The organism is Buchnera aphidicola (Acyrthosiphon lactucae) (genome assembly GCF_005083565.1).
Lineage (GTDB): Bacteria > Pseudomonadota > Gammaproteobacteria > Enterobacterales > Enterobacteriaceae > Buchnera > Buchnera aphidicola_AH.
Genome location: NZ_CP034891.1, coordinates 1 through 21,521, shown reverse-complemented (window position 1 = coordinate 21,521; position 21,521 = coordinate 1). Strand labels below are relative to the sequence as shown.

Annotated in this window: 19 protein-coding genes and 1 tRNA gene; 4 read left to right on the top strand and 16 right to left on the bottom strand. The window is 26.2% G+C overall.

Going from position 1 to position 21,521, the window contains the following annotated elements:
- Positions 1 to 2 precede the first annotated feature (2 nt).
- The 3 genes from efp to D9V61_RS00090 all read right to left on the bottom strand — a co-directional run bounded on the left by efp (position 3) and on the right by D9V61_RS00090 (position 3,017).
- Entirely contained in the window at positions 3 to 572 is a 570-nt protein-coding gene (gene efp / locus D9V61_RS00100) for an elongation factor P (RefSeq protein WP_158339195.1), read from the bottom strand.
- A 459-nt stretch (positions 573 to 1,031) separates the two neighbouring features.
- Positions 1,032 to 2,678, bottom strand: a complete 1,647-nt coding sequence (groL, locus tag D9V61_RS00095; RefSeq protein WP_158339193.1) for a chaperonin GroEL — start codon at positions 2,676 to 2,678, stop codon at positions 1,032 to 1,034.
- Between the two features lie 48 nt (positions 2,679 to 2,726).
- The gene (locus D9V61_RS00090) at positions 2,727 to 3,017 is read right to left on the bottom strand and encodes a co-chaperone GroES (RefSeq protein ID WP_158339191.1); all 291 of its coding nucleotides are present in this window, start codon (positions 3,015 to 3,017) and stop codon (positions 2,727 to 2,729) included.
- A gap of 268 nt (positions 3,018 to 3,285) precedes the next feature.
- Between D9V61_RS00090 and D9V61_RS00085 the strand changes: the two genes are divergently transcribed.
- Positions 3,286 to 3,358, top strand: a tRNA-Phe gene (locus tag D9V61_RS00085).
- Positions 3,359 to 3,374: 16 nt separating this feature from the next.
- Here the strand turns inward: D9V61_RS00085 and mnmE are convergent.
- The 4 genes from mnmE to rpmH all read right to left on the bottom strand — a co-directional run bounded on the left by mnmE (position 3,375) and on the right by rpmH (position 7,105).
- On the bottom strand, positions 3,375 to 4,736 hold the full coding sequence (mnmE, locus tag D9V61_RS00080; RefSeq protein WP_158339189.1) for a tRNA uridine-5-carboxymethylaminomethyl(34) synthesis GTPase MnmE: 1,362 nt from the start codon (positions 4,734 to 4,736) through the stop codon (positions 3,375 to 3,377).
- Positions 4,737 to 4,811: 75 nt separating this feature from the next.
- Positions 4,812 to 6,410: a membrane protein insertase YidC gene (yidC, locus tag D9V61_RS00075; RefSeq protein WP_158339187.1), complete on the bottom strand. Its 1,599-nt coding sequence runs from the start codon at positions 6,408 to 6,410 to the stop codon at positions 4,812 to 4,814.
- A 191-nt stretch (positions 6,411 to 6,601) separates the two neighbouring features.
- Positions 6,602 to 6,949 carry a ribonuclease P protein component gene (gene rnpA, locus D9V61_RS00070; protein ID WP_158339185.1) on the bottom strand — a complete coding sequence of 116 codons (348 nt, stop codon included), beginning with the start codon at positions 6,947 to 6,949 and terminating at the stop codon, positions 6,602 to 6,604.
- Positions 6,950 to 6,961: 12 nt separating this feature from the next.
- Positions 6,962 to 7,105: a 50S ribosomal protein L34 gene (rpmH, locus tag D9V61_RS00065; RefSeq protein WP_011053551.1), complete on the bottom strand. Its 144-nt coding sequence runs from the start codon at positions 7,103 to 7,105 to the stop codon at positions 6,962 to 6,964.
- Positions 7,106 to 7,566: 461 nt separating this feature from the next.
- Between rpmH and dnaA the strand changes: the two genes are divergently transcribed.
- From dnaA to gyrB, 3 genes are all read left to right on the top strand, one after another.
- Positions 7,567 to 8,931, top strand: a complete 1,365-nt coding sequence (dnaA, locus tag D9V61_RS00060) for a chromosomal replication initiator protein DnaA (protein WP_158339183.1) — start codon at positions 7,567 to 7,569, stop codon at positions 8,929 to 8,931.
- Positions 8,932 to 8,935: 4 nt separating this feature from the next.
- Complete coding sequence (dnaN, locus tag D9V61_RS00055; RefSeq protein WP_158339181.1) at positions 8,936 to 10,036, top strand: DNA polymerase III subunit beta; 1,101 nt, start codon at positions 8,936 to 8,938, stop codon at positions 10,034 to 10,036.
- A 127-nt stretch (positions 10,037 to 10,163) separates the two neighbouring features.
- Positions 10,164 to 12,575, top strand: a complete 2,412-nt coding sequence (gyrB, locus tag D9V61_RS00050) for a DNA topoisomerase (ATP-hydrolyzing) subunit B (RefSeq protein ID WP_158339179.1) — start codon at positions 10,164 to 10,166, stop codon at positions 12,573 to 12,575.
- 79 nt (positions 12,576 to 12,654) lie between these two features.
- On the opposite strand, the gene D9V61_RS00045 is transcribed toward gyrB, so the two are convergent.
- The 9 genes from D9V61_RS00045 to mnmG form a co-directional block, all read right to left on the bottom strand.
- A complete protein-coding gene (locus tag D9V61_RS00045) occupies positions 12,655 to 13,071 on the bottom strand; it encodes a F0F1 ATP synthase subunit epsilon (protein ID WP_158339177.1) in 417 nt (138 codons plus the stop codon).
- 25 nt (positions 13,072 to 13,096) lie between these two features.
- Complete coding sequence (atpD, locus tag D9V61_RS00040) at positions 13,097 to 14,494, bottom strand: F0F1 ATP synthase subunit beta (RefSeq protein WP_158339175.1); 1,398 nt, start codon at positions 14,492 to 14,494, stop codon at positions 13,097 to 13,099.
- 24 nt (positions 14,495 to 14,518) lie between these two features.
- Positions 14,519 to 15,391, bottom strand: coding sequence for a F0F1 ATP synthase subunit gamma (gene atpG, locus D9V61_RS00035; RefSeq protein ID WP_158339173.1), 873 nt, complete (start codon positions 15,389 to 15,391; stop codon positions 14,519 to 14,521).
- 32 nt (positions 15,392 to 15,423) lie between these two features.
- Positions 15,424 to 16,962 (bottom strand): F0F1 ATP synthase subunit alpha, encoded by a 1,539-nt coding sequence (gene atpA / locus D9V61_RS00030; protein WP_158339171.1) that lies wholly within the window; start codon positions 16,960 to 16,962, stop codon positions 15,424 to 15,426.
- A gap of 14 nt (positions 16,963 to 16,976) precedes the next feature.
- Positions 16,977 to 17,510: a F0F1 ATP synthase subunit delta gene (locus D9V61_RS00025; protein WP_158339169.1), complete on the bottom strand. Its 534-nt coding sequence runs from the start codon at positions 17,508 to 17,510 to the stop codon at positions 16,977 to 16,979.
- Entirely contained in the window at positions 17,510 to 17,995 is a 486-nt protein-coding gene (locus D9V61_RS00020) for a F0F1 ATP synthase subunit B (RefSeq protein WP_158339167.1), read from the bottom strand. Before D9V61_RS00020 ends, D9V61_RS00025 begins: the two co-directional genes overlap by 1 nt.
- Before the next feature lie 120 nt (positions 17,996 to 18,115).
- Complete coding sequence (gene atpE / locus D9V61_RS00015) at positions 18,116 to 18,355, bottom strand: F0F1 ATP synthase subunit C (RefSeq protein ID WP_158339165.1); 240 nt, start codon at positions 18,353 to 18,355, stop codon at positions 18,116 to 18,118.
- Between the two features lie 36 nt (positions 18,356 to 18,391).
- Complete coding sequence (gene atpB / locus D9V61_RS00010) at positions 18,392 to 19,216, bottom strand: F0F1 ATP synthase subunit A (protein ID WP_158339163.1); 825 nt, start codon at positions 19,214 to 19,216, stop codon at positions 18,392 to 18,394.
- Positions 19,217 to 19,410: 194 nt separating this feature from the next.
- A complete protein-coding gene (gene mnmG, locus D9V61_RS00005; RefSeq protein ID WP_158339161.1) occupies positions 19,411 to 21,297 on the bottom strand; it encodes a tRNA uridine-5-carboxymethylaminomethyl(34) synthesis enzyme MnmG in 1,887 nt (628 codons plus the stop codon).
- Positions 21,298 to 21,521: the final 224 nt, after the last annotated feature.

Here is a 21,521-nt window from a genome sequence, read left to right as displayed (position 1 = left end):
TTTTATTTTACTCTAGATACATATTCACCAGATCTTGTATCTATTCTAATTAATGAACCAATTTGAATAAATAAGGGTACTCTTACAACAGCTCCTGTGATTAATGTCGCTAATTTAGTACTACTAGTATTAACTGTATCACCTTTGAGAGTTATCTGTACATCTATAACTTTAAGATTTACAAAATTATTAGGTGTAATTGAAATCGGTTGATTATTCCATAAAGTTACAGTGCATGTATCTTGTTCTAATAACCATTTTTTATGAGTACCAATAATTTTTTTTTCTATTGATAATTCTTCAAAATTATTATTATTTATAAAATACCAAAAACGGCCATCATTATATAAATAAGAAAGTTTATGTTCTATAATATCAGCTACTTCGAAAGAATCTTTAGATTTAAAAGTCTTTTCTATAAGTTGTTTTGTCAATAATTTTCGTAGTTTTACACGAAAAAAAGCCTGACCTTTTCCAGGCTTAACAAATTCACTAGATTCTATCAAACACGGTTCATTTTCAAAAATAATTTTACAACCTAAACGAAAATTATTAATATAATATACTCTCATTTGAACCTCTATTATTATAAAAAAATTATTATATTAATAAGTCTTTTTATTTATAGACTAATTTTTTTAAATATTGATTATATTTTAGCTAAAATTATTACATTAACTTATGCTGATTATCAAGAAAAAATAAATAATAATTTAACTCTTAATTTACTATACTTTTAAAAAAATATAATTTGTCTTATTAAATCTTATTATTAAGTTTTTCAAAAATCATTCTTTAAATTTTATATTAAAAGAATATATACTTTAACAAGTAAACAATATAATAAATTTTAAATTCAACTAAAATAATATCTAATTATTTATTATATAAATTCAATTATAGTATTGATATTTAAAAAAAAAATAAAATATTATAGTCGATATATAAAAAAAACTTTCCTCAGAATAATTATTCTGAGGAAAGATATTTTAAAATTAATTGAAAATCATTGTAATAAAATACAATTCTTATTACATCATTCCACCCATACCACCCATTCCTCCTGCAGGAGAAGAACTGGAATCAGAAGATTTATCTTCTTTTGGTAAATCAGTTACCATACATTCTGTTGTTATCATTAAACCAGCAACAGAAGCAGCGTATTGTAAAGCAGAACGTGTAACTTTAGTAGGATCTAATATACCAAAATCTATCATATCACCATATTCATCGGTAGCAGCATTATAACCATAGTTACCTTTTCCATCTTTAACATTATTAGTAACTACAGACGGTTCTTCACCGGAATTAGAAACAATTTGACGCAATGGAGCTTCCATCGCACGTAGCGCAACACGAATTCCTACATTTTGATCTTCATTTTGACCACGTAAGTTAGATATTTTTCCTGCTACACGTACTAATGCGACACCTCCACCAGCAACTACACCTTCTTCAACAGCTGCGCGAGTAGCATGTAATGCGTCTTCAACACGAGCTTTCTTCTCTTTCATTTCTACTTCAGTAGCAGCACCTACTTTAAGTACTGCAACTCCTCCTGATAATTTAGCTAAACGTTCATTTAGTTTTTCTTTATCATAATCAGAAGTAGCTTCTTGAATTTCTTGACGAATTTGACTAATACGACTTTGAATTGCGTGTTTTTCTCCTACACCACCAATGATAGTTGTAGTATCTTTACTAATAACAACACGTTTTGCTTGTCCTAAATCTTCTAAAGTAGATTTTTCTAATTCCATAGCTAATTCTTCAGAAATAACAGAACCGCCAGTAAGAATTGAAATATCTTGTAACATTGCTTTGCGACGATCACCAAATCCAGGAGCTTTTACTGCAGCTACTTTTACAATTCCTCTCATAGAATTAACTACTAACGTGGCTAATGCTTCACCTTCTAAATCTTCTGAGATAATTAGTAATGGTTTCCCTGATTTTGCAACAGATTCTAATATTGGCAACATTTCACGAACATTAGATATTTTTTTATCAGCCATTAAAATATATGGGTTTTCTAATTCAACAATACCTGTTTCCGGTTTATTAATAAAATATGGAGATAAATAACCTCGATCAAACTGCATACCTTTAACAACTTCGAGTTCATCTTGAAGACCTGTTCCTTCTTCTACTGTAATTACTCCATCATTACCAACTTTTTCCATTGCTTCTGCAATTAAAGCACCGACTTTTTCATCTGCATTTGCAGAGATAGTTCCAACTTGTGTAATTGCTTTAGAATCAGAACATGGTACAGATAAATTTTTTAATTCTTCTACAGCACTAATAACAGCTTTATCAATTCCACGTTTAAGATCCATTGGATTCATACCAGCTGCTACTGCTTTTAAACCTTCATTTACTATAGATTGTGCTAATAATGTTGCTGTTGTAGTACCATCACCTGCTGCATCATTTGCTTTTGATGCAACTTCTTTTACCATTTGAGCTCCCATGTTTTCGAATTTATCTTCTAATTCAATTTCACGAGCTACTGATACACCATCTTTAGTAATACTAGGTGCTCCAAAAGATTTATCTAGAACAACGTTTCTACCTTTTGGCCCTAAAGTTACTTTAACTGCATCTGCTAATACATTAACTCCACGAAGCATTTTAATTCGGGCTTCGTTTCCGAATTTTACATCTTTAGCGGCCATTTGACATTCCCTTAAATAAATTTTTCAATGGATATAGCATATAGTTTATTATTCAACAATTGCTAAAATGTCACTTTCGGTTAAAATCAATAATTCTTCATTATCAATTTTTTCTGTTTTTGCACCATAACCTTCATTAAAAATAACAACATCCCCTACTTTAACATCTAATGGCTTAATTTCTCCATTATCTAAAACACGACCTTTTCCAACAGCAGTTACTGTTCCTCGAGTCGATTTTCCTGCAGCAGAACCTGTTAGTACAATACCACCTGCAGATTTTGATTCAACTTCTTGACGTTTAACAAGCACACGATCATGCAACGGACGAATTTTCATATGATAATACTCCTGTGAACAATCTTGCTTAATTATTTTAAAAAAAATACTTTTTTTAATTTAATATATTCTCTTAATTTAAATATAGGGATCTTTATTAAAACTTTCAAGGGCAAAAAAATATTTTTTTATTGTTTTATCTACTAAATTTTATATTTTTAAAAAAATTAATTATTAATTAATATAAAATATAAAAAATCAATATAGAAAAAATTTGATAATAAAAAACATTGACAATCTTTTATATTTGATGATTTAATATAAAAAAGCCCGGATAGCTCAGTTGGTAGAGCAGGGGACTGAAAATCCCCGTGTCGGTGGTTCAATTCCGCCTCCGGGCATATTAAAATATAAAACTTATTTACCAATACAAAAACTAGAGAAAATATGATTTAATAAATCTGAAGAAGTATACCGACCTGTTATTTCACCTAAAATTTTATTTATAAAATTTAAAGACTCTGCTAAAAATTCAATATTTTCAGACATCCTCCAATTATTTTTAGCTACTAAAAACTCATTATATGCTAAATCAATTTGATTAATATGACGACGACGAGCAATAAAAATACCTTCTTTATTTATATTTTTTTCAATTTTTATAATATGTTCACGTAATATATTAATACCTTCACCTGTTCGAGCAGATATACTTATAAATGACAAACCATCTATATTTTTAATACCAAAACTATCATTTACTAAATCGTTTTTATTTAAAATAAAAGTGACTGGAATTTTATTCTTAGCAATTCTTTTCATAAATTCATCACATATTTTTTTTTGTTTTAATTTGTCAATGGTTTTATCAATAACAAAAAGAATATGGTCAGATTTTTTAATTGCCTCCCAAGCACGTATGATTCCAATACGTTCTACTTTATTATCTGTTTTGCGTAAACCTGCAGTATCAATTAATTCACAATAAATACCATTAATACTAATATTCTCATAAAGAACATCTCGTGTAGTACCAGGCACGTCAGTTACTATAGCTCTATCAGAATACGATAAAATATTTAATAAACTTGATTTCCCTGCATTAGGAAGACCTGCAATAACTATTTTTTTTCCTTCTTTTAGCAGACTCCCTTCTAAAATCATATTTTTTAATTGTAAAAATTTATTGTCTAATTCTCCAAATTTTACATTAACTATATCTTTAATATTAATATCAATTTCTTCTTCTGAAAAATCTATACTAGATTCTATATTAATACGAAATTCAATAATTAAATTTATTAATTCTTTAATAAAAAAAGAAAAATTTCCTTGCAATGAATTTAATGAAGCACGAATAGATAGTTCTGTTTCTGAATTAATTAAATCATCTATAGATTCTGCTTGAATTAAATCTATCTTTCCATTTAAAAAAGCACGTTCAGAAAATTCCCCTGGTTTAGCCATTCTAACATTTTTAATAGATAAAATTCTCTTTATCAATAAGTCTATTATCAATGGACTACCATGCCCTTGTAATTCTAATACATCTTCACCTGTTAATGAATAAGGAGCAGGAAACCATAAAGATATACCTTTATCTAGTACTTTCAAATTTTTATCTAAAAAATTTGAATAAGTAGCAAACCTTGCTAAGGGAATTTTGCCTAAAATCTTCATAGCAACTGTCTTTGCTTCAACACCAGATATTCTTAAAATCCCAACAGCACTTTTTCCTGGACAAGTAACTTGAGCAACAATAGTTTCATTATAAATCATAAAATAGTTTCTTTTTCTAGATCAGATATTAAAAAAGTTTAAAAATTAATTACTTAAAGAGTTGAATAAAAAATCTTACTTATTTTTTTTTAATTTAGACAAAATGAACTTTTGTTGCATAATAGTTACTAAATTACTGATTATATAATATAAAACTAATCCTGAAGGAAACCATAAAAAAAATGCCGTAAAAATAACAGGCATAAAGTTCATAATCTTTTTTTGAAATGGATCAGAAATATGATTAGTAGATGACGTTTTTTGAATAAAAAACATTGTTAAACCCATTATTATAGGTAAAACATAATATGGATCCTGACTTGATAAATCATGAATCCATAACAAAAAAGGTGCATGACGTAATTCAACAGATCCTATAAGCATATAATAAAGTGATAAAAAAATTGGCATTTGAACAAAAATAGGTAAAAATCCACCTAAGGGATTTATTTTTTCTTTTTTATATAAAACTATCATTTCCTGACTAATACGTTGTTTATCATTTAAAAATTTTTCTTTTATTTCCTTAATTTTTGGTTGCAGCGCACGCATTTTCCCCATAGAAATATATTGTGCTCTCGTTAGAGGATAAGTTATAGCTTTCATAATAAAGGTAATTAAAATAATAGCAAATCCCCAATTGCCCACAATCTTATATAACATAGTTAATAATTTAAATAATGGTTGAGATAAAAACCAAAGCCAACCATAATCAACTGTCAAATCTAGATTTGGTGCGACTAATTTCATTTCATTTTGTATTTCAGGACCAATCCATAATTTTGATTTTATAATAGATCGAGAATTAGGTAAGACATTTATTGAAGGAGACTTATATCCAATTACAGCAACACCATGATCTAAACTAGATGTATATATTGTGTTTTGACCTAAATTTTGAGGAATCCAAGCAACAGCAAAATACTGTTGTAACATTGCAATCCATCCGTTTTCAGTCATAATATGTAAATTTTTATTATTAGAAATCATATCAAATTTATATTTTTCATACTTATTATCAACACTCGAATAAGCAGCCCCCCGAAAAGTCTGAAGAGCAAAATTTTCACTATAAATATTACGTTTCTTAGGTAAATGTATTGTTTGTTTTATTTGTCCAAACATATTTAATTTTAAAATATTTTTACTTGGATTATAAATATCATATTCTATTTGAACATCATATCTATTTGGTTTAAGAATAAAAGTTTTAGTATAAATTACACCATTTTTATTTACCCATTTAATAGGAACACGCAATTCTTTTTTATTATCTTCTAACGAAAAAAAATTTTTATTAGAAAAATATAGTGGTCTGCTATTATTTATCGAACTATCAGGGCCATCTTTTCCAATTAATCCACTTTGCGCTTGATAAATAAAATCAGATGCAGTTTCAAGTAATTTAAAAGGTTTAGATGAATACAGTTTATCTTTATATGCAAGTAAAGAAGCTTCTTCTATATCTCCACCATACATATTGACAATTAAACTAATCACATTATTTTTAATAAAAATTTGTTTTTCATTTTTTTTGCTATCTATAAAATGAAAGCTTGGGACTTTTTTTTCATTTGTTTTTTCATGTAAAAACGATTGACTTTGCCATGCTTGCCAAAGTAAAAAAGAAACAAATAAAAAAGCAAAAATAAAAAAATTACGTTGTACTTCCATAATTAATATTCACTTTTATCTTTAATATTTAAAGGTAAATAATTTTATTTACCTACATTTAAAGGATATTACGTTAATTAAAACTAAATTATTTTAATTCTATTAAACTAGATAATATACTTAAGATATATAGAATCAAAAAATATTAAATCATATTTTTTCTAAAAAAGTTTTGAATAAAGAAAATAAAATTACCTATGATAATTCAACCATAAACTATTTAACATATCTATTATTTTTTTATTATTTAAATAAAGAATATTTTTTTTTGCTATAACTACAAAATCCATTGATAGCAATTTATATTGTAATAAACGAAAAGTTTCACGAACTAATCGTTTAATTAAATTTCGATTATGAGCATGTTTAATATTTTTTCGGGATATGCTGAGACCTAATCTGGGATATCCTAATAAATTAAAACGTCCTAAAATACTTATTTCTAAAGTATTTTTTTTTTTTGCAGGTTTTCTAAAAACATTTTGAAAGTTTATAGAACTAGATAATCGTAATTGTTTTTTAAAAAAATAATCAAACACAATAGTAACCTGCTATTTGCTAGAAACAGTTAAACGAGTTCTTAATTTAGCACGTCTTCGTGATAAAATATAACGACCATTTTTTGTTGCCATACGAGTTCTAAATCCATGTGAACGATTACGTTTTAATATTGATGGTTGAAAAGTTCGTTTCATTTTAATATTTACCTAACTATGCTTTGTTAAAAATGATTTATGAGATTTAATCTTACTAAGAATAATTATTCTAAATGATATAGTCAATTAACTTTATTGAAATCATTGATTATAGAAAAAATATTAATAAATATTTTTAGTAATTAACATACGTTCAATATTGACTTATCTAAAAAAATATTTTTAATCTTTTATTCTGATATGATAACTATATTTTTATTTATAAATGTAATAGTACATCTAAAAATCACTTCTTTAGATAAAAGAATATCTCAAAAACATATTATATCCTTTTCGTTATACTCACCAATCTTAGATTGTATAGCTTTTAATGTAAAAAAATATAATTTTATATAAAAATTTATATAAAATTAACATTATATATATCAAAGTAAACGTATAAAAAATTAATAACTTTCAAATTTTATTTTTTTATTAATTGTGTTCGCTTGGAGTCTACCGTGTCACTTTGTCTTTGGAAACAGTGTCTTGACCGGTTACAGGATGAGCTACCAAATACAGAGTTTAGTATGTGGATACGCTCTCTGAAGGCCAAACTAAACAATAACATTTTAGAAATATATGCTCCAAATAAATTTGTTTTGGATTGGGTAAAAGATAAATACTTAATTCACTTTAAAAAAATACTGCAAGATTTTTGCGGTACCAATTCTCCATTGATAAAATTTGAAATTCATCAAATTTATAAAGAAAAAAAAATAAAAAAAAATGTTTTGAAAAATTCTTATAATAAAAATAAAAAACGAATCTGGTCTAAGATTCCAGTATTAAAAAATTTATCTTATCGATCAAATATTAATAAAAAACATAATTTTAAAAATTTTATAGAGGGAAAATCTAATCAACTTGCACGCTCTGTAGCATTTCAAGCAGCAAAAAATCTTGGAAATTCTTATAATCCACTATTCTTATACGGTGCAACAGGATTAGGAAAAACTCATTTACTACATGCAATAGGAAATGAAATTTTAGCATATAAATATGATATTAAAATTATTTTTATGAATTCTGAACGTTTTGTACAAGATATGGTAAAGGCATTAAAAAATAATTCTATTGAAAAATTTAAATTATATTATCGCTCAGTTGATGCATTATTAATTGATGATATTCAATTTTTTGCATATAAAGAACGTTCACAAGAAGAATTCTTTCATACATTTAATGCTCTATTAGAAGGAAATCAACAAATCATTTTAACTTCTGATCGTTATCCTAAAGAAATAAATGGAGTTGAAGAACGTCTTAAATCAAGATTTAGCTGGGGCCTTACTGTTGCTATAGATCCCCCAGAAATAGAAACTAGAATAGCTATTCTTATAAAAAAAGCTGATGAAAATAACATTATATTATCTAACGAAGTAGCTTTTTTTATTGCTAAACATTTATGTTCTAATGTACGTGAATTAGAAGGTGCTCTTAATCGAGTTATCGTTAATTCTCGTTTTACTCATCGTGCTATTACTGTAGATTTTGTTCGTGAAGCACTTCGAGATATACTCACTTTACAAAAAAAACTCATTACTATTGAAAATATTCAAAAAGTAGTCGCAGAATATTATCAAATTAAAGTTACGGATCTATTATCAAAAAAACGCTCACGTTCAATAGCTCGTCCAAGACAAATAGCGATGGCACTAGCGAAAAAATTAACTAATCATAGTCTGCCTGAAATTGGAGATGCATTTAGTGGTCGAGATCATACAACAGTACTACATGCATGCCGTAAAATTGAACAGTTACGAGAAGAAAATCACGATATTAAAAAAGATTTTTTAAATTTAATTAAAACCCTATCAGTGTGATTATATGAAATTTATTATAAAAAATAATATTTTAATTAAAAATTTACAAAAAATAAACCGCTTAATTATAAAAAATAATTCCTTTCCTATTTTAGAAAATATATTAATTACCATAAAAAATGGAATTTTATCATTAACAGCAACAAATTTAGAAATAGAATTAATTTCTATTATAAAACTATCAACAGAACATATTGCAGGTACTGCAACTATTTCAGGTCGAAAACTTTTAGATATTTGTCGAAATTCATTAGATTTATCCAATATTAAAATGCAGCTAAATAAAAATAAAATGCATATTATTTCTGGTAATAGTAATTATATACTAAGTACTTTACCTTTTGATAATTTTCCAAATCATCACGATTTTCGTCATATTTCAGAATTTTTTATATCTTCAGAAATTTTAAAAAAAATGATAGAAAAAACTCAATTTTCTATGGGAAAACAAGATGTACGATATTATCTCAATGGTATGTTATTAGAAAAAACAGATAAATTACTTTATACAGTAGCTACGGATGGATATCGTCTTGGAGTTTCAAAGGTTCCTATAGAGGAAAGTATAGTTCCTTTTTCTATAGTTATTCCTAGAAAGGGAATTATTGAATTATATAGATTACTAAATATTCAAACACAATTAATACGAATTTTAATAGGTAAAAATAATATTAGAATATATATAGAAGACCTAATTTTTACTGCACAATTAATTGAAGGCAAATATCCTGATTATAAAAGTGTTTTATTTAAAACAAAAAATAATTTTATAACTTTAAATTGTAAAATGTTGAAACAATCACTATTGCGTGCTGCTATTTTAGCGCATGAAAAATTTTGTGGGGTAGAAATTCATATCAGAAATAATCAATTTAAAGTATTATCTGATAATCAAGAAGAAGAAACAGCAGAAGATACATTTAATATAAATTATACTGGAAATACAGTAGAAATATCAATTAATGTGTATTATATATTAGAAATATTAAATTCTATTACCAGTGAAAATATTTTTTTATTTTTAAATGATTCTAATAATTCGATACAAATTGAAGCAGAAAATGATGCTTCAACATTATATGTTGTAATGTTATTACAACGTTAAAAATTTTTAAAACTAAATTATAGGATTTAATGAATTATTTAAAATAATTTCAATAAATTTCTTTTTTTATAAAAATATTATAATAAAAATTAATCATTTTACACTTTTAAAGATCATAGGGAAAACTATGAAGAATATATATAACTCTTCTAATATTAAAATTTTAAGAGGATTAGATGCTGTTCGTAAAAGACCAGGTATGTATATTGGAGATACAGATGATGGAAGTGGATTACATCATATGGTTTTTGAAATAGTAGACAACTCTATAGACGAAGCGTTATCAGGTTATTGCAAGGAAATAAAAGTAACTATTTATTTAGACAATTCAGTTTCTGTAGAAGATAATGGTAGAGGCATACCTACGGATATTCATCCTGAAGAAAAAATTTCAGCTGCAGAAGTAATAATGACAGTATTACATTCAGGTGGTAAATTTGATAATTCCTCATATCAAATATCAGGAGGATTACATGGTGTAGGAATATCAGTTGTTAATGCTTTATCAGAAAAACTAGAACTAATAATTTATAAAAATAAAAAAAAATATCAACAAATATATCGAAATGGAAAACCGGAAAGTCCTCTTTCAGTTATTGGAACAACTGATATAACAGGTACATATATAAGATTTTGGCCAAGTTATAAAACATTTACTAATAATATAAAATTTCAATATGAAATTTTATCTCAACGTTTACGCGAACTATCTTTTCTAAATTCAAATATTACTATTTATTTAGAAGATAATAGAAGTAGTATCAAAAATTGCTATCAATATAAAGGTGGTATTAGAGCATTTATTAAATTTTTAAATACAAAAAAAATACCTATTCATTCACGTATATTTTATTTTCGATCTAAAAAAGATCAGATAGAGCTAGAAATTGCTATGCAGTGGAGTAATTCTCATCAAGAGAATATATTATGCTTTACAAACAATATACCACAAAAAGACGGTGGTACCCATTTAGCTGGTTTTCGTTCTGGTATGACACGAACATTAAATTTATATATAGAAAGAGAAGGATATAATAAGAAACAAAAAACTACCATAACAGGTGAAGATGTACGTGAAGGTTTAACAGCAATTATATCAATTAAAATACCAGATCCAAAATTTTCATCTCAAACTAAAGACAAATTAGTTTCTTCTGAAGCAAGATCAGTTATAGAATCATTAATTAATGAAAATCTTATTCAATATCTTTTAGAAAACCCTTCTGATTCAAAATCTATTATTCAAAAAATTATTAATGCTGCTAAAGTTAGAGAAGCAGCACGCCGTGCTAGAGAAATTAATAAAAGAAAGAGTATATTAGATCTAGGTGCTTTACCTGGAAAATTATCTGATTGTCAAGAAAATGATCCTAAATTTTCAGAAATTTATTTAGTAGAAGGTGACTCAGCAGGTGGTTCTGCTAAACAAGGTAGAAATAGAAAAAATCAAGCCATTCTTCCTCTTAAGGGAAAAATATTAAATGTTGAAAAATCAAAATTTGATAAAATGATTCTATCTCAAGAAGTTGCTTCTCTTATCACCGCATTAGGATGTGGAATTGGTAAAAAAGAATATAATATAGATAAATTGAGATATCATTATATTATTATAATGACTGATGCTGATGTAGACGGGGCACATATTCGTACACTTCTTTTAACTTTTTTTTACCGTCAATTACCTGAATTAATTGAAAAAGGCTATGTCTATATTGCACAACCTCCATTGTATAAATTAAAAAAAGGAAAAAAAGAAGAATATATTAAAAATGATATAGAAATGAATAAATATCAAATTACAAATGCTTTAAAAGATATTGTGTTAAAGAATACAAAAAATTTTAGTATTAATGAAAATATTAAAAAATTTAAAAAAATTATATCTGAATATTATTTTATTCAAATCATCATGAATAAAAGTAAACACTATTTTCCAAAATTAGTATTTAACGAACTAATCTACCATACTCATTTATCTAATTTAACAGAAATGAAAATAGTAAAAGATTGGATAGATAAATTAGCAGAAAATCTAAATAAAAAAGATAAAAGTCACAGTTATTATTCAACAGAAATTAAAAAAAATTTTGATAATAATACATTTGAACCAACTATAAAAATATCTAGATATGCATATCATACAAAATATGATTTTAAAGAAGAATTTTTAAAAAGTAAAGAATACCTATTAATTACTAATTTAGGTAAAAATTTTAAAAAATATTTTTTAAATGAAGTTTTAATAGAAAAAGCAGGACAGATCTATAAAATAGATAATATAAAAAATACATTAGAATGGTTAATTAAACAGTCTAAACGTGGTTTATTTATACAACGATATAAAGGATTAGGAGAAATGAATCCTGAACAATTATGGAATACAACAATGAATCCTGAAACTAGAAATATGTTTCAAGTAACTATTAAAGATGCAATCTCTGCTAATAACTTATTTAATACTCTTATGGGAGATGCAGTAGAACCTAGACGAAAATTTATAGAAAAAAATGCTTTAAAAGCAGAAAATATTGATATATAAAAAAAATTTTTTAATTTTAATAAAGTAAATTTATTAAAATACTTGCGGCAGGAAAAAACCAGCCGCGAAAAATTATTTTTCATTTAAATTTATCCATCATTTCAAGTACTCTTAATTTTGCAATTTCTTTAGAAATTTGTAATAAAATATCATCTTTTTTTATTTTAATATCTTTCTTCTTAATATGTTCTTCAGCATCTTTTTTTGTTTTTAAAATACGTTCTCGATTTAAATCAACAGCACGAATAGCGACATCTGCTAAAATAGATACTACAGTAGGTTGTACTTCTAATATTCCTCCTGATATATAAATACATTCTTCTTTTGCATTTTCTTTATGAACGATATATACTATTCCAGGTTTAATTATACTTAATAATTGAGTGTGTCCTGGATAAATACCAAGTTCACCTTCACTTCCAGAAACTTGTATTTTTTTAACAAAACCAGAAAATATACGTTTTTTTACACTTACTACGTCTAAATAAAAATCCATAAATATATCCTATTTATCTTAAAAGTTATAATTTTTTTGATTTTTCTATAACTTCCTCAATAGAACCTACCATATAAAACGCTTGTTCTGGTAAAGAATCAAATTCGCCTTCTATAATCCCTTTAAAAGCACGAATGTTATCTTTTAACGAAACATATTTGCCCGGAGTACCAGTAAAAACTTCTGCAACAAAAAATGGTTGAGATAAAAATCTTTGTATTTTACGTGCTCTCGATACTAAAAGTTTATCTTTTTCTGCTAGTTCATCCATACCTAAAATAGCGATTATATCCTTTAATTCTTGATATCTTTGTAATATTGACTGTACACCTAATGCGGTATTATAATGTTCATCTCCTACAATATAGGGATCTAATTGACGACTTGTTGAATTTAAAGGATCAATAGCAGGATAAATTCCTAATGATGCGATTTGACGACTTAATGTAACTGTGGAGTCTAAATGTGCAAATGTTGTGGCTGGTGAAGGATCTGTTAAATCATCAGCAGGAACATATACTGCTTGTACAGAAGTAATTGAACCTTTTTTTGTTGATGTTATTCTTTCTTGAAGTAGACCCATTTCTTCTGCTAAAGTTGGTTGATAACCTACTGCAGATGGCATTCGACCAAGTAAAGCAGAAACTTCTGTACCTGCTAATGTATAACGATATATGTTATCAATAAACAACAAAACATCTTTCCCTTCGTCACGAAATTTTTCTGCAATAGTAAGACCTGTAAAAGCAACTCGTAATCTATTTCCTGGTGGTTCATTCATTTGTCCATATACAAGAGAAACTTTATCTAAAACTTGAGAATCATTCATTTCATGATAAAAATCATTCCCTTCTCGAGTTCTTTCACCTACTCCAGTAAAAACTGAATAACCAGAATGTTCTAAAGCAATATTACGAATTAATTCCATCATATTAACTGTTTTACCTACACCTGCACCTCCAAATAAACCAACCTTGCCTCCTTTTGCAAAGGGACAAATTAAATCAATTACTTTTATTCCAGTTTCTAATATTTCTCTAGAACTAGCTTGTTCTTTGTAACTTGGAGGAGCACGATGAATTTCCCAATATTCAATTTCAGCAACATTTTTATTTTTTAATGCTCCTTTATTATCTATAGTTTCACCTAATACATTAATTATACGACCTAATGTTGCTTCTCCTACCGGCACTTTTATATAATGCCCAAGATCAGTAACAATTAAACCTCGTTTTAAACCATTAGATGAGCCCATAGCGATAGTTCGTACAACACCTGCACCTAATTGTTGTTGCACTTCTAAAATTAGTTTATATTGCTTGTTTTTAACTTCTAAGGCATTATATATTTTAGGTACTGAATCTTGATTAAATTCTACATCGACTACAGCACCAATAATTTGGATAATTTTTCCAGTAGCCATTATTTTAAAACCTCTAACTAATTTTTAATCAATTGAAACTGCTGAAGCACCTGCAACAATTTCAGTTAATTCTTGAGTAATATTAGCCTGACGAACTTTATTGTAGACTAATTGTAATTCTTTAATCCGATTACCACTATTATCTGTCGCTGTTTTCATTGCAATCATACGAGCAGCTTGTTCACTTGCTATATTTTCTAAAATACTTTGATATACTTGAGATTCTATATATCGATTAAATAATATATCTAAAATTAATTTAGATTCTGGTTCATATAAATAATCCCAAATATTATTGCTTGTACTTTTAATATTTTCTTTAGAAAAGGGAAGTAATTGAGTAATTTTAGGATGCTGAAACATTTTATTATGAAATTTATTATAAGCAATAAAAATTTTATCAATTTGTTTATTTTTATATGCTTCTAATATAATTTTAACAGAATTAATCAATTCTTCTAATTGAGGATTTTCTCCTAAATTAGTTACTTTTGCAAGAATATTACTTTTAAATAATTTAAATACAGATAAACTTTTTAAACCAAATAATATCAAATCACATGGAATATTAATTTTAGCAAACTTCTGAATTTTAAATAATATTTGTTTAAAAAGATTACTATTTAAACTTCCACATAATCCTCTATCAGTAGATATCACAATTATACCAATACGTTTAATTTCTCTTTCTTCTAAATAACTATGTTTATATTCTAAATTTCCTTGTACAACATGATCAATAACTTTTCTAATAATATCGGAATATGGTCGACCAGACTTCATTCTTTCTTCAGTTTTTCTCATTTTAGAAACTGCAACCATTTCCATAGCTTTAGTAATTTTTTTCGTATTAATAACACTAACGATTTGATTTCTTATTTCTTTTGTACTAGTCACTATTTTCTCTTTTTCACTTATCAATCATTTTTTTAAAATTGATCTTTTTTAAAATCAGTAATTAATTTTATGAATTTTTTTTGTATAATAATATTAAAATCACCTGTTTTATTAATTTGCTCCATTAATTCAGAATAATAATTCTTAGCATAAATCAATATTTCTTTTTCAAATCTATTTATATTTTCTATGGAAATATCTTCAAGAAAATTATTTTCTGCAATAAAGAGTATTAAACCTTGTTCAGCTATAGAAATAGGTGAATACTGTTTTTGTTTTAATAATTCTGTAATCTTTTCACCATAATTTAATTGTTTTCTAGTTGCATCATCTAAATCAGATGAAAATTGTGAAAATGCTGCAAGTTCTTGATATTGTGCTAATGCTGTTCGAATTCCAGAAGAAAGTTTTTTAATTATTATAGTTTGTGCAGCACTTCCCACACGAGAAACAGATATACCAGGATTTACAGCAGGACGAATACCTGAATTAAACAAGTTTGATTCCAAAAAAATTTGACCATCAGTTATAGAAATAACATTAGTAGGAACAAAAGCAGAAACATCTCCAGATTGTGTTTCAATAATAGGCAAAGCTGTAATTGAACCTGTTTTTCCAACAATTTTATTTTTTGTTATCTTCTGTACATATTTTGCAGAGATTCGAGATGCTCGTTCTAATAAACGAGAATGCAGATAAAATATATCTCCTGGAAAAGCTTCTCTACCCGGTGGTCGACGTAATAATAAAGAAATTTGACGATAAGCTATTGCATGTTTTGAAAGATCATCATAAACAATTAAAACATCTTCTCCTCGATTTCGAAAAAATTCTGCTATTGCACAACCAGAATATGGTGCTAAATATTGTAAAGAAGCTGCTTCTGAAGCAGAAGCCACTACTATAATTGTATTAAATAATGCATCATTTTCTTCTAATTTTTTAACCACATTAATAATTGTTGAAAGTTTTTGTCCAATTGCGACATAAACGCATTTAATACCTGATTTTTTCTGATTAATAATTGTGTCTATTGCTAGTGCTGTTTTTCCTGTTTGTCTATCACCAATAATCAATTCACGTTGTCCTCGACCAATAGGAATCATTGCATCGATAACTTTATAACCAGTTTGTATTGGCTGATTAATTGATTGGCGATCAATTACTCCAGGCGCATCTGCTTCTACTGGGAAATAACTATCATGTTTTATAGAATTTTTTCCATCAATAGGAAAACCTAATGCATTCACTACTCTACCTAAAAAATTATAACCAACCGGGACTTCTAATATTTTTCCTGTACATTGTACTTTAGTTCCTTCGGTAATATGAATATAAGGTCCCATAACTACTGCACCAATTGTATCTCTTTCTATATTTAAAGCAATTGCATATTCATTATTGGGTAATAAAATCATTTCTCCTAGCATAACGTTAGAAAGACCATTAATTCTTATAATACCATCACTTACAGAAATAATAGAACCCTCGTTATATGATTCATTAAATACTTCAAATTGAGCTATTCTTTCTTTAATTAATTTACTAATTTCTGTAGAATTTAATCTCATATATTATTATTCTCTTACAAATTTAAAGCGTCAGATAATTGTTTAAGATGATTTTGAATAGATAAATCAAAAACGGTATCGTTCACCTTTATAATTATACCATCAAGTATTTCAGGATTCACTTTATATATAAATTTCACTTTTCTTAAAAAAGACTCTTCTAATATTTTTTTTATTCTATTAATCTGTTTTTCTTTCAAAGTAAATGCTGATCTCAATTCAACTATTATAATATCTTTATAGTATGATTCTAATTTTAAAAATTGTTTTAATATATTATTTAATATTTTAAATCGTTGATTTTTAGCTAATAATTTTATTAAATTTTTTGCATTTTCATTAATTATATCACTACTAATTGTAGTAAATACTAATGATAAATATTCGGGTGAAAGTGAACCTGATAAAAAACTTCTAACTTTTTTATGACAAGCAATCATTTTAATAAAAATTAAAATATTTTTCCATTCTTCAATTGTATTATTTTGAATGGCAATTTCAAAAATTGCTTGAGCATAAGGTCTAGAAACAGTATCTGCTGCTGACATTAATTTTTTACCTGTGATAAAGAAACAACTAATTGATCTAATAAATTTTGATTATCTTCTTTAGAAATATTTTTTTTAATTATTTTTTCTGCTATAGCAATAGATAAATCTACTACTTCTTTATGTAAATTTTTACGTGCATGAATAATAGAAATTTCAATTTCTGATTGAGTATTTAAAAGAATTTTTTTACTCTCTTCTAAAGCATTCTTTCTTGCTTCTTCTAAGATTAGTTCTTTTTGTTTATTTGCCTCATTTAAAATATTCGATGCTTTTTGTTTTGCTTCAATAATATTTTTTTTTATTTTTTTCTCAAGAATATATAATTCATCTTGAGCTTTTTTTGAATTAATTAATGATTCTTTAATCTCTTTTTGTCTAGTTTCAATGGCTAAAATAATAGGAGGCCAAACATATTTCATACAAAACCAAACAAATAAAAAAAACGAAATAGCTTGACCAACAATTGTCGCATTAAGATTCACAATAATGCACCTTTTATATAAAAATAAAAATTAATCTTTACGTTATCTGAAAAAACGTAAAGATTTTATCTTAATTATCTAAAATAATATATTTTTTATAGAAATAATCGCAATAAAAAATTATGAAATAGCAAAAAGCATATATAAACCTAAACCTACAGCAATCATTGGAATAGCATCAACTAATCCCATAACAACAAAAAACTGTGTTCTTAACAAAGGAACTAAATCAGGTTGTCTAGCAGCTCCCTCTAAAAATTTACAACCTAGAATTCCAATACCGATTGCTGCTCCAATTGATGCCAATCCAACCATTATAGCAACTGCTATATAAAGCATGTCAACATTTAAATTTTCCATTAAAAACTCCAATTCTTAATAAAATCACAATAGATCTTAATCTTTATGAGATTGAGAAGCCATTGATAAATATACAATAGTTAATACCATAAAAATAAAAGCCTGTAATGAAATTATTAAAATATGAAAAATAGCCCATGGTACATTTAAAAAAAATTGTGACCACCATGGAAGTAAACCTGCAATTAAAATAAAAATCATTTCACCTGCATACATATTTCCAAATAATCTTAATCCTAAAGAAATTGGTTTGGAAAGGAGTGATACAAATTCTAATATAAAATTAAAAATAGAAAATACAGGATGGTTGAAAGGTTGTAAAGTAAGTTCTTTTAAAAATCCTACATATCCTTTCATTTTAATGGTATAAAATAAAATTAAAACAAATACACTAAGTGACATTGATAAAGTAATATTAATATCAGCGGAAGGTACAATTCGAATAGCTGGTAATTTAAATACTTTTTCAGAAATAAATGGGAAAAAATCAATTGGAACTAAATCCATAAGATTCATTAAAAAAACCCAAATAAATACTGTTAACGACAAAGGTGCAATAAGAGAATTTTTACCTTGATACATATTTTTTACATTTAAATCCACAAAATTAAAAATTAATTCAATTGCAGTTTGTAACTTATTTGGTACACCGGTAGTAATTGTTTTTCCTACTATATAAAAAACACTTAAAAAAAAACCCCCAAGTATAAGAGAAAAAACTATAGAATCAATATTTAAAGTCCAATAACAGGAAGAAAGTGAACCAGGTTGAACAATTTTAAAATGTCGTAAATCTATCTGCAAATGATTTAAATGATGACTAATATATTTTTGAGGATCAGATATCTTTTCTAAAATCATAAGGTTCTCTCATTTTTATTATAATTTTAAAAAAGATTATACAATAAAAAAAATACATTCAGCAAATAGTTACTATTTAACAAATTCAGCATATTCAAGAAATTATTATGTATTTTAAATTAATTAAAATCAAATTTTAATTTTTTAGAATTATAAAAAAATAGATTAAAAAATAGATATTCAATAATTATATATTATAAAAAATTTTTATCAGATTCTTTTTTTAAATAAATCAATAAAATCGATATAGCTGCTGGTGTGATACCAGAAATTCGTGATGCTTGACCTATAGAAATAGGTTTATAGTCATTTAATTTTTTAGCAACTTCAGAAGATAAACCTTTTATTTTATTATAATCACAAGTAGGTGATAAGAAAGTATTTTCATTTTTTAAATGTCGTTCGATCTCTTCTGATTGTCGCTTAATATAGCCTGCATATTTAATTTGATTTTCTATCTGTTCTATAGCTTGTAAATCAGAAATTCCTTCACTAAACGCTTTTAAAGATTGAAAATGTTTATATCTAATTTTTGGTCGTTTTAATAATTCAATTATGCTTGTTTCTTTCATTAAATTAATATCACATATTTTATTTAAAATATTAGAATCAGATGATAAAGGATGTATCGTAATTTTTTTTAAACGACTCATTTCTGTTTTAATATTTAATACTTTTTCATTATAACGAATCCATCTTGAATCACTTACTAAACCAAATTTACGACCAATTTCAGTTAATCTTAAATCTGCATTATCTTCTCTTAACATTAATCGATATTCCGCACGTGAAGTAAACATTCGATACGGTTCTTGCGTACCCTGTGTCGTAAGATCATCTATTAAAACACCTAAATAAGCTTGATCACGTCTAGGAAACCATCCCTGAGAATTCATTGAATTTAATCCTGCATTTAAACCTGCTAATAATCCTTGTGAAGCTGCCTCTTCATAACCAGTGGTTCCATTAATCTGACCAGCAAAAAATAATCCTTTAATTAACTTGCTTTCTAAAGTCAAATTTAAATCTTTTGGATCAAAAAAATCATATTCAATAGCATATCCAGGACTTATAATCTTAGATTTCTCTAAACCTTTTATAGAATTTACTATTTTTTTTTGAATTTCTAACGGAAGACTAGTTGAAATTCCATTAGGATATATTTTAATGCTAGATAGTCCTTCAGGTTCTAAAAATATTTGATGTGACTTTCTATCTGGAAAACGTACAATTTTATCTTCAATAGAAGGACAGTATCGAGGTCCTGAACCTGTTATAAGACCTGTATATATAGGACTTTGATCTAAATTTCTACGTATTATTTCATGTGTTTTTTCATTAGTGTGTGTGAGATAACATGATATTTGCTTAGGATGATTCAAAAAATTCCCCATAAATGAAAAAACTGGAACAGGAATATCCCCGTTTTGAACAAATAAATCATTAAAATTAACAGTATTGATATCAATTCGAGGTGGCGTTCCTGTTTTTAATCTATTCACTCTCAAAGATAATTCTCTTAAACGAACAGATAAATCTATAGAAGATTTACCCCCTATTCTACCCGCAGAATAACTATTTAATCCTATGTGTATTTTACCACCTAAAAAAGTTCCTGTTGCTAATACAACTGATCTTGAATAAAAATTTATTTCGTTTTGCGTCAATACACCAATAACAGTATAATTTTTAAAAATTAAATCTTTAACTTCTTGCTCTAAAATTAATAAATTATTTTGTTTTTGTAATATTCTTTTTACAGTTTCATGATAAAGAAATCTATCAGCTTGAGCTCTAGTAGATCTTACAGCAGGTCCTTTACTAGAATTTAAAATTCTAAACTGAATACCAGAATAATCAATAGCTTCAGCCATCATGCCACCTAATGCATCTATTTCTTTTACTAAATGACTTTTTCCTATTCCACCAATTGCTGGATTACATGATAACACACCTAAATCTGTAATTTTTTGAGTTAATAATAATGTTTTGCAACCCATTCTCGCTGAAGCCATAGCTGCTTCAGTACCAGCATGTCCTGCTCCAATAACAATGACATCAAAATTTTTTGAATTTAACATTAAAAAAACCTTTTTAAAATTTAAAAATATTTAAACAATATTTATATCTTATTCAAGATAACACATGTTAATCTTAAAAATAAGATCTTAAAAGAAAGATCTTTTTTCTTTTCTTTAAGATTTAAAATCAAAAAAAAAAGAAATAATATTAATTATTATTATTATTATTATTAGCAAAGATCAAATCTGTGGATAAGTAGTCTGTAGCATTGATTATAAAAGAA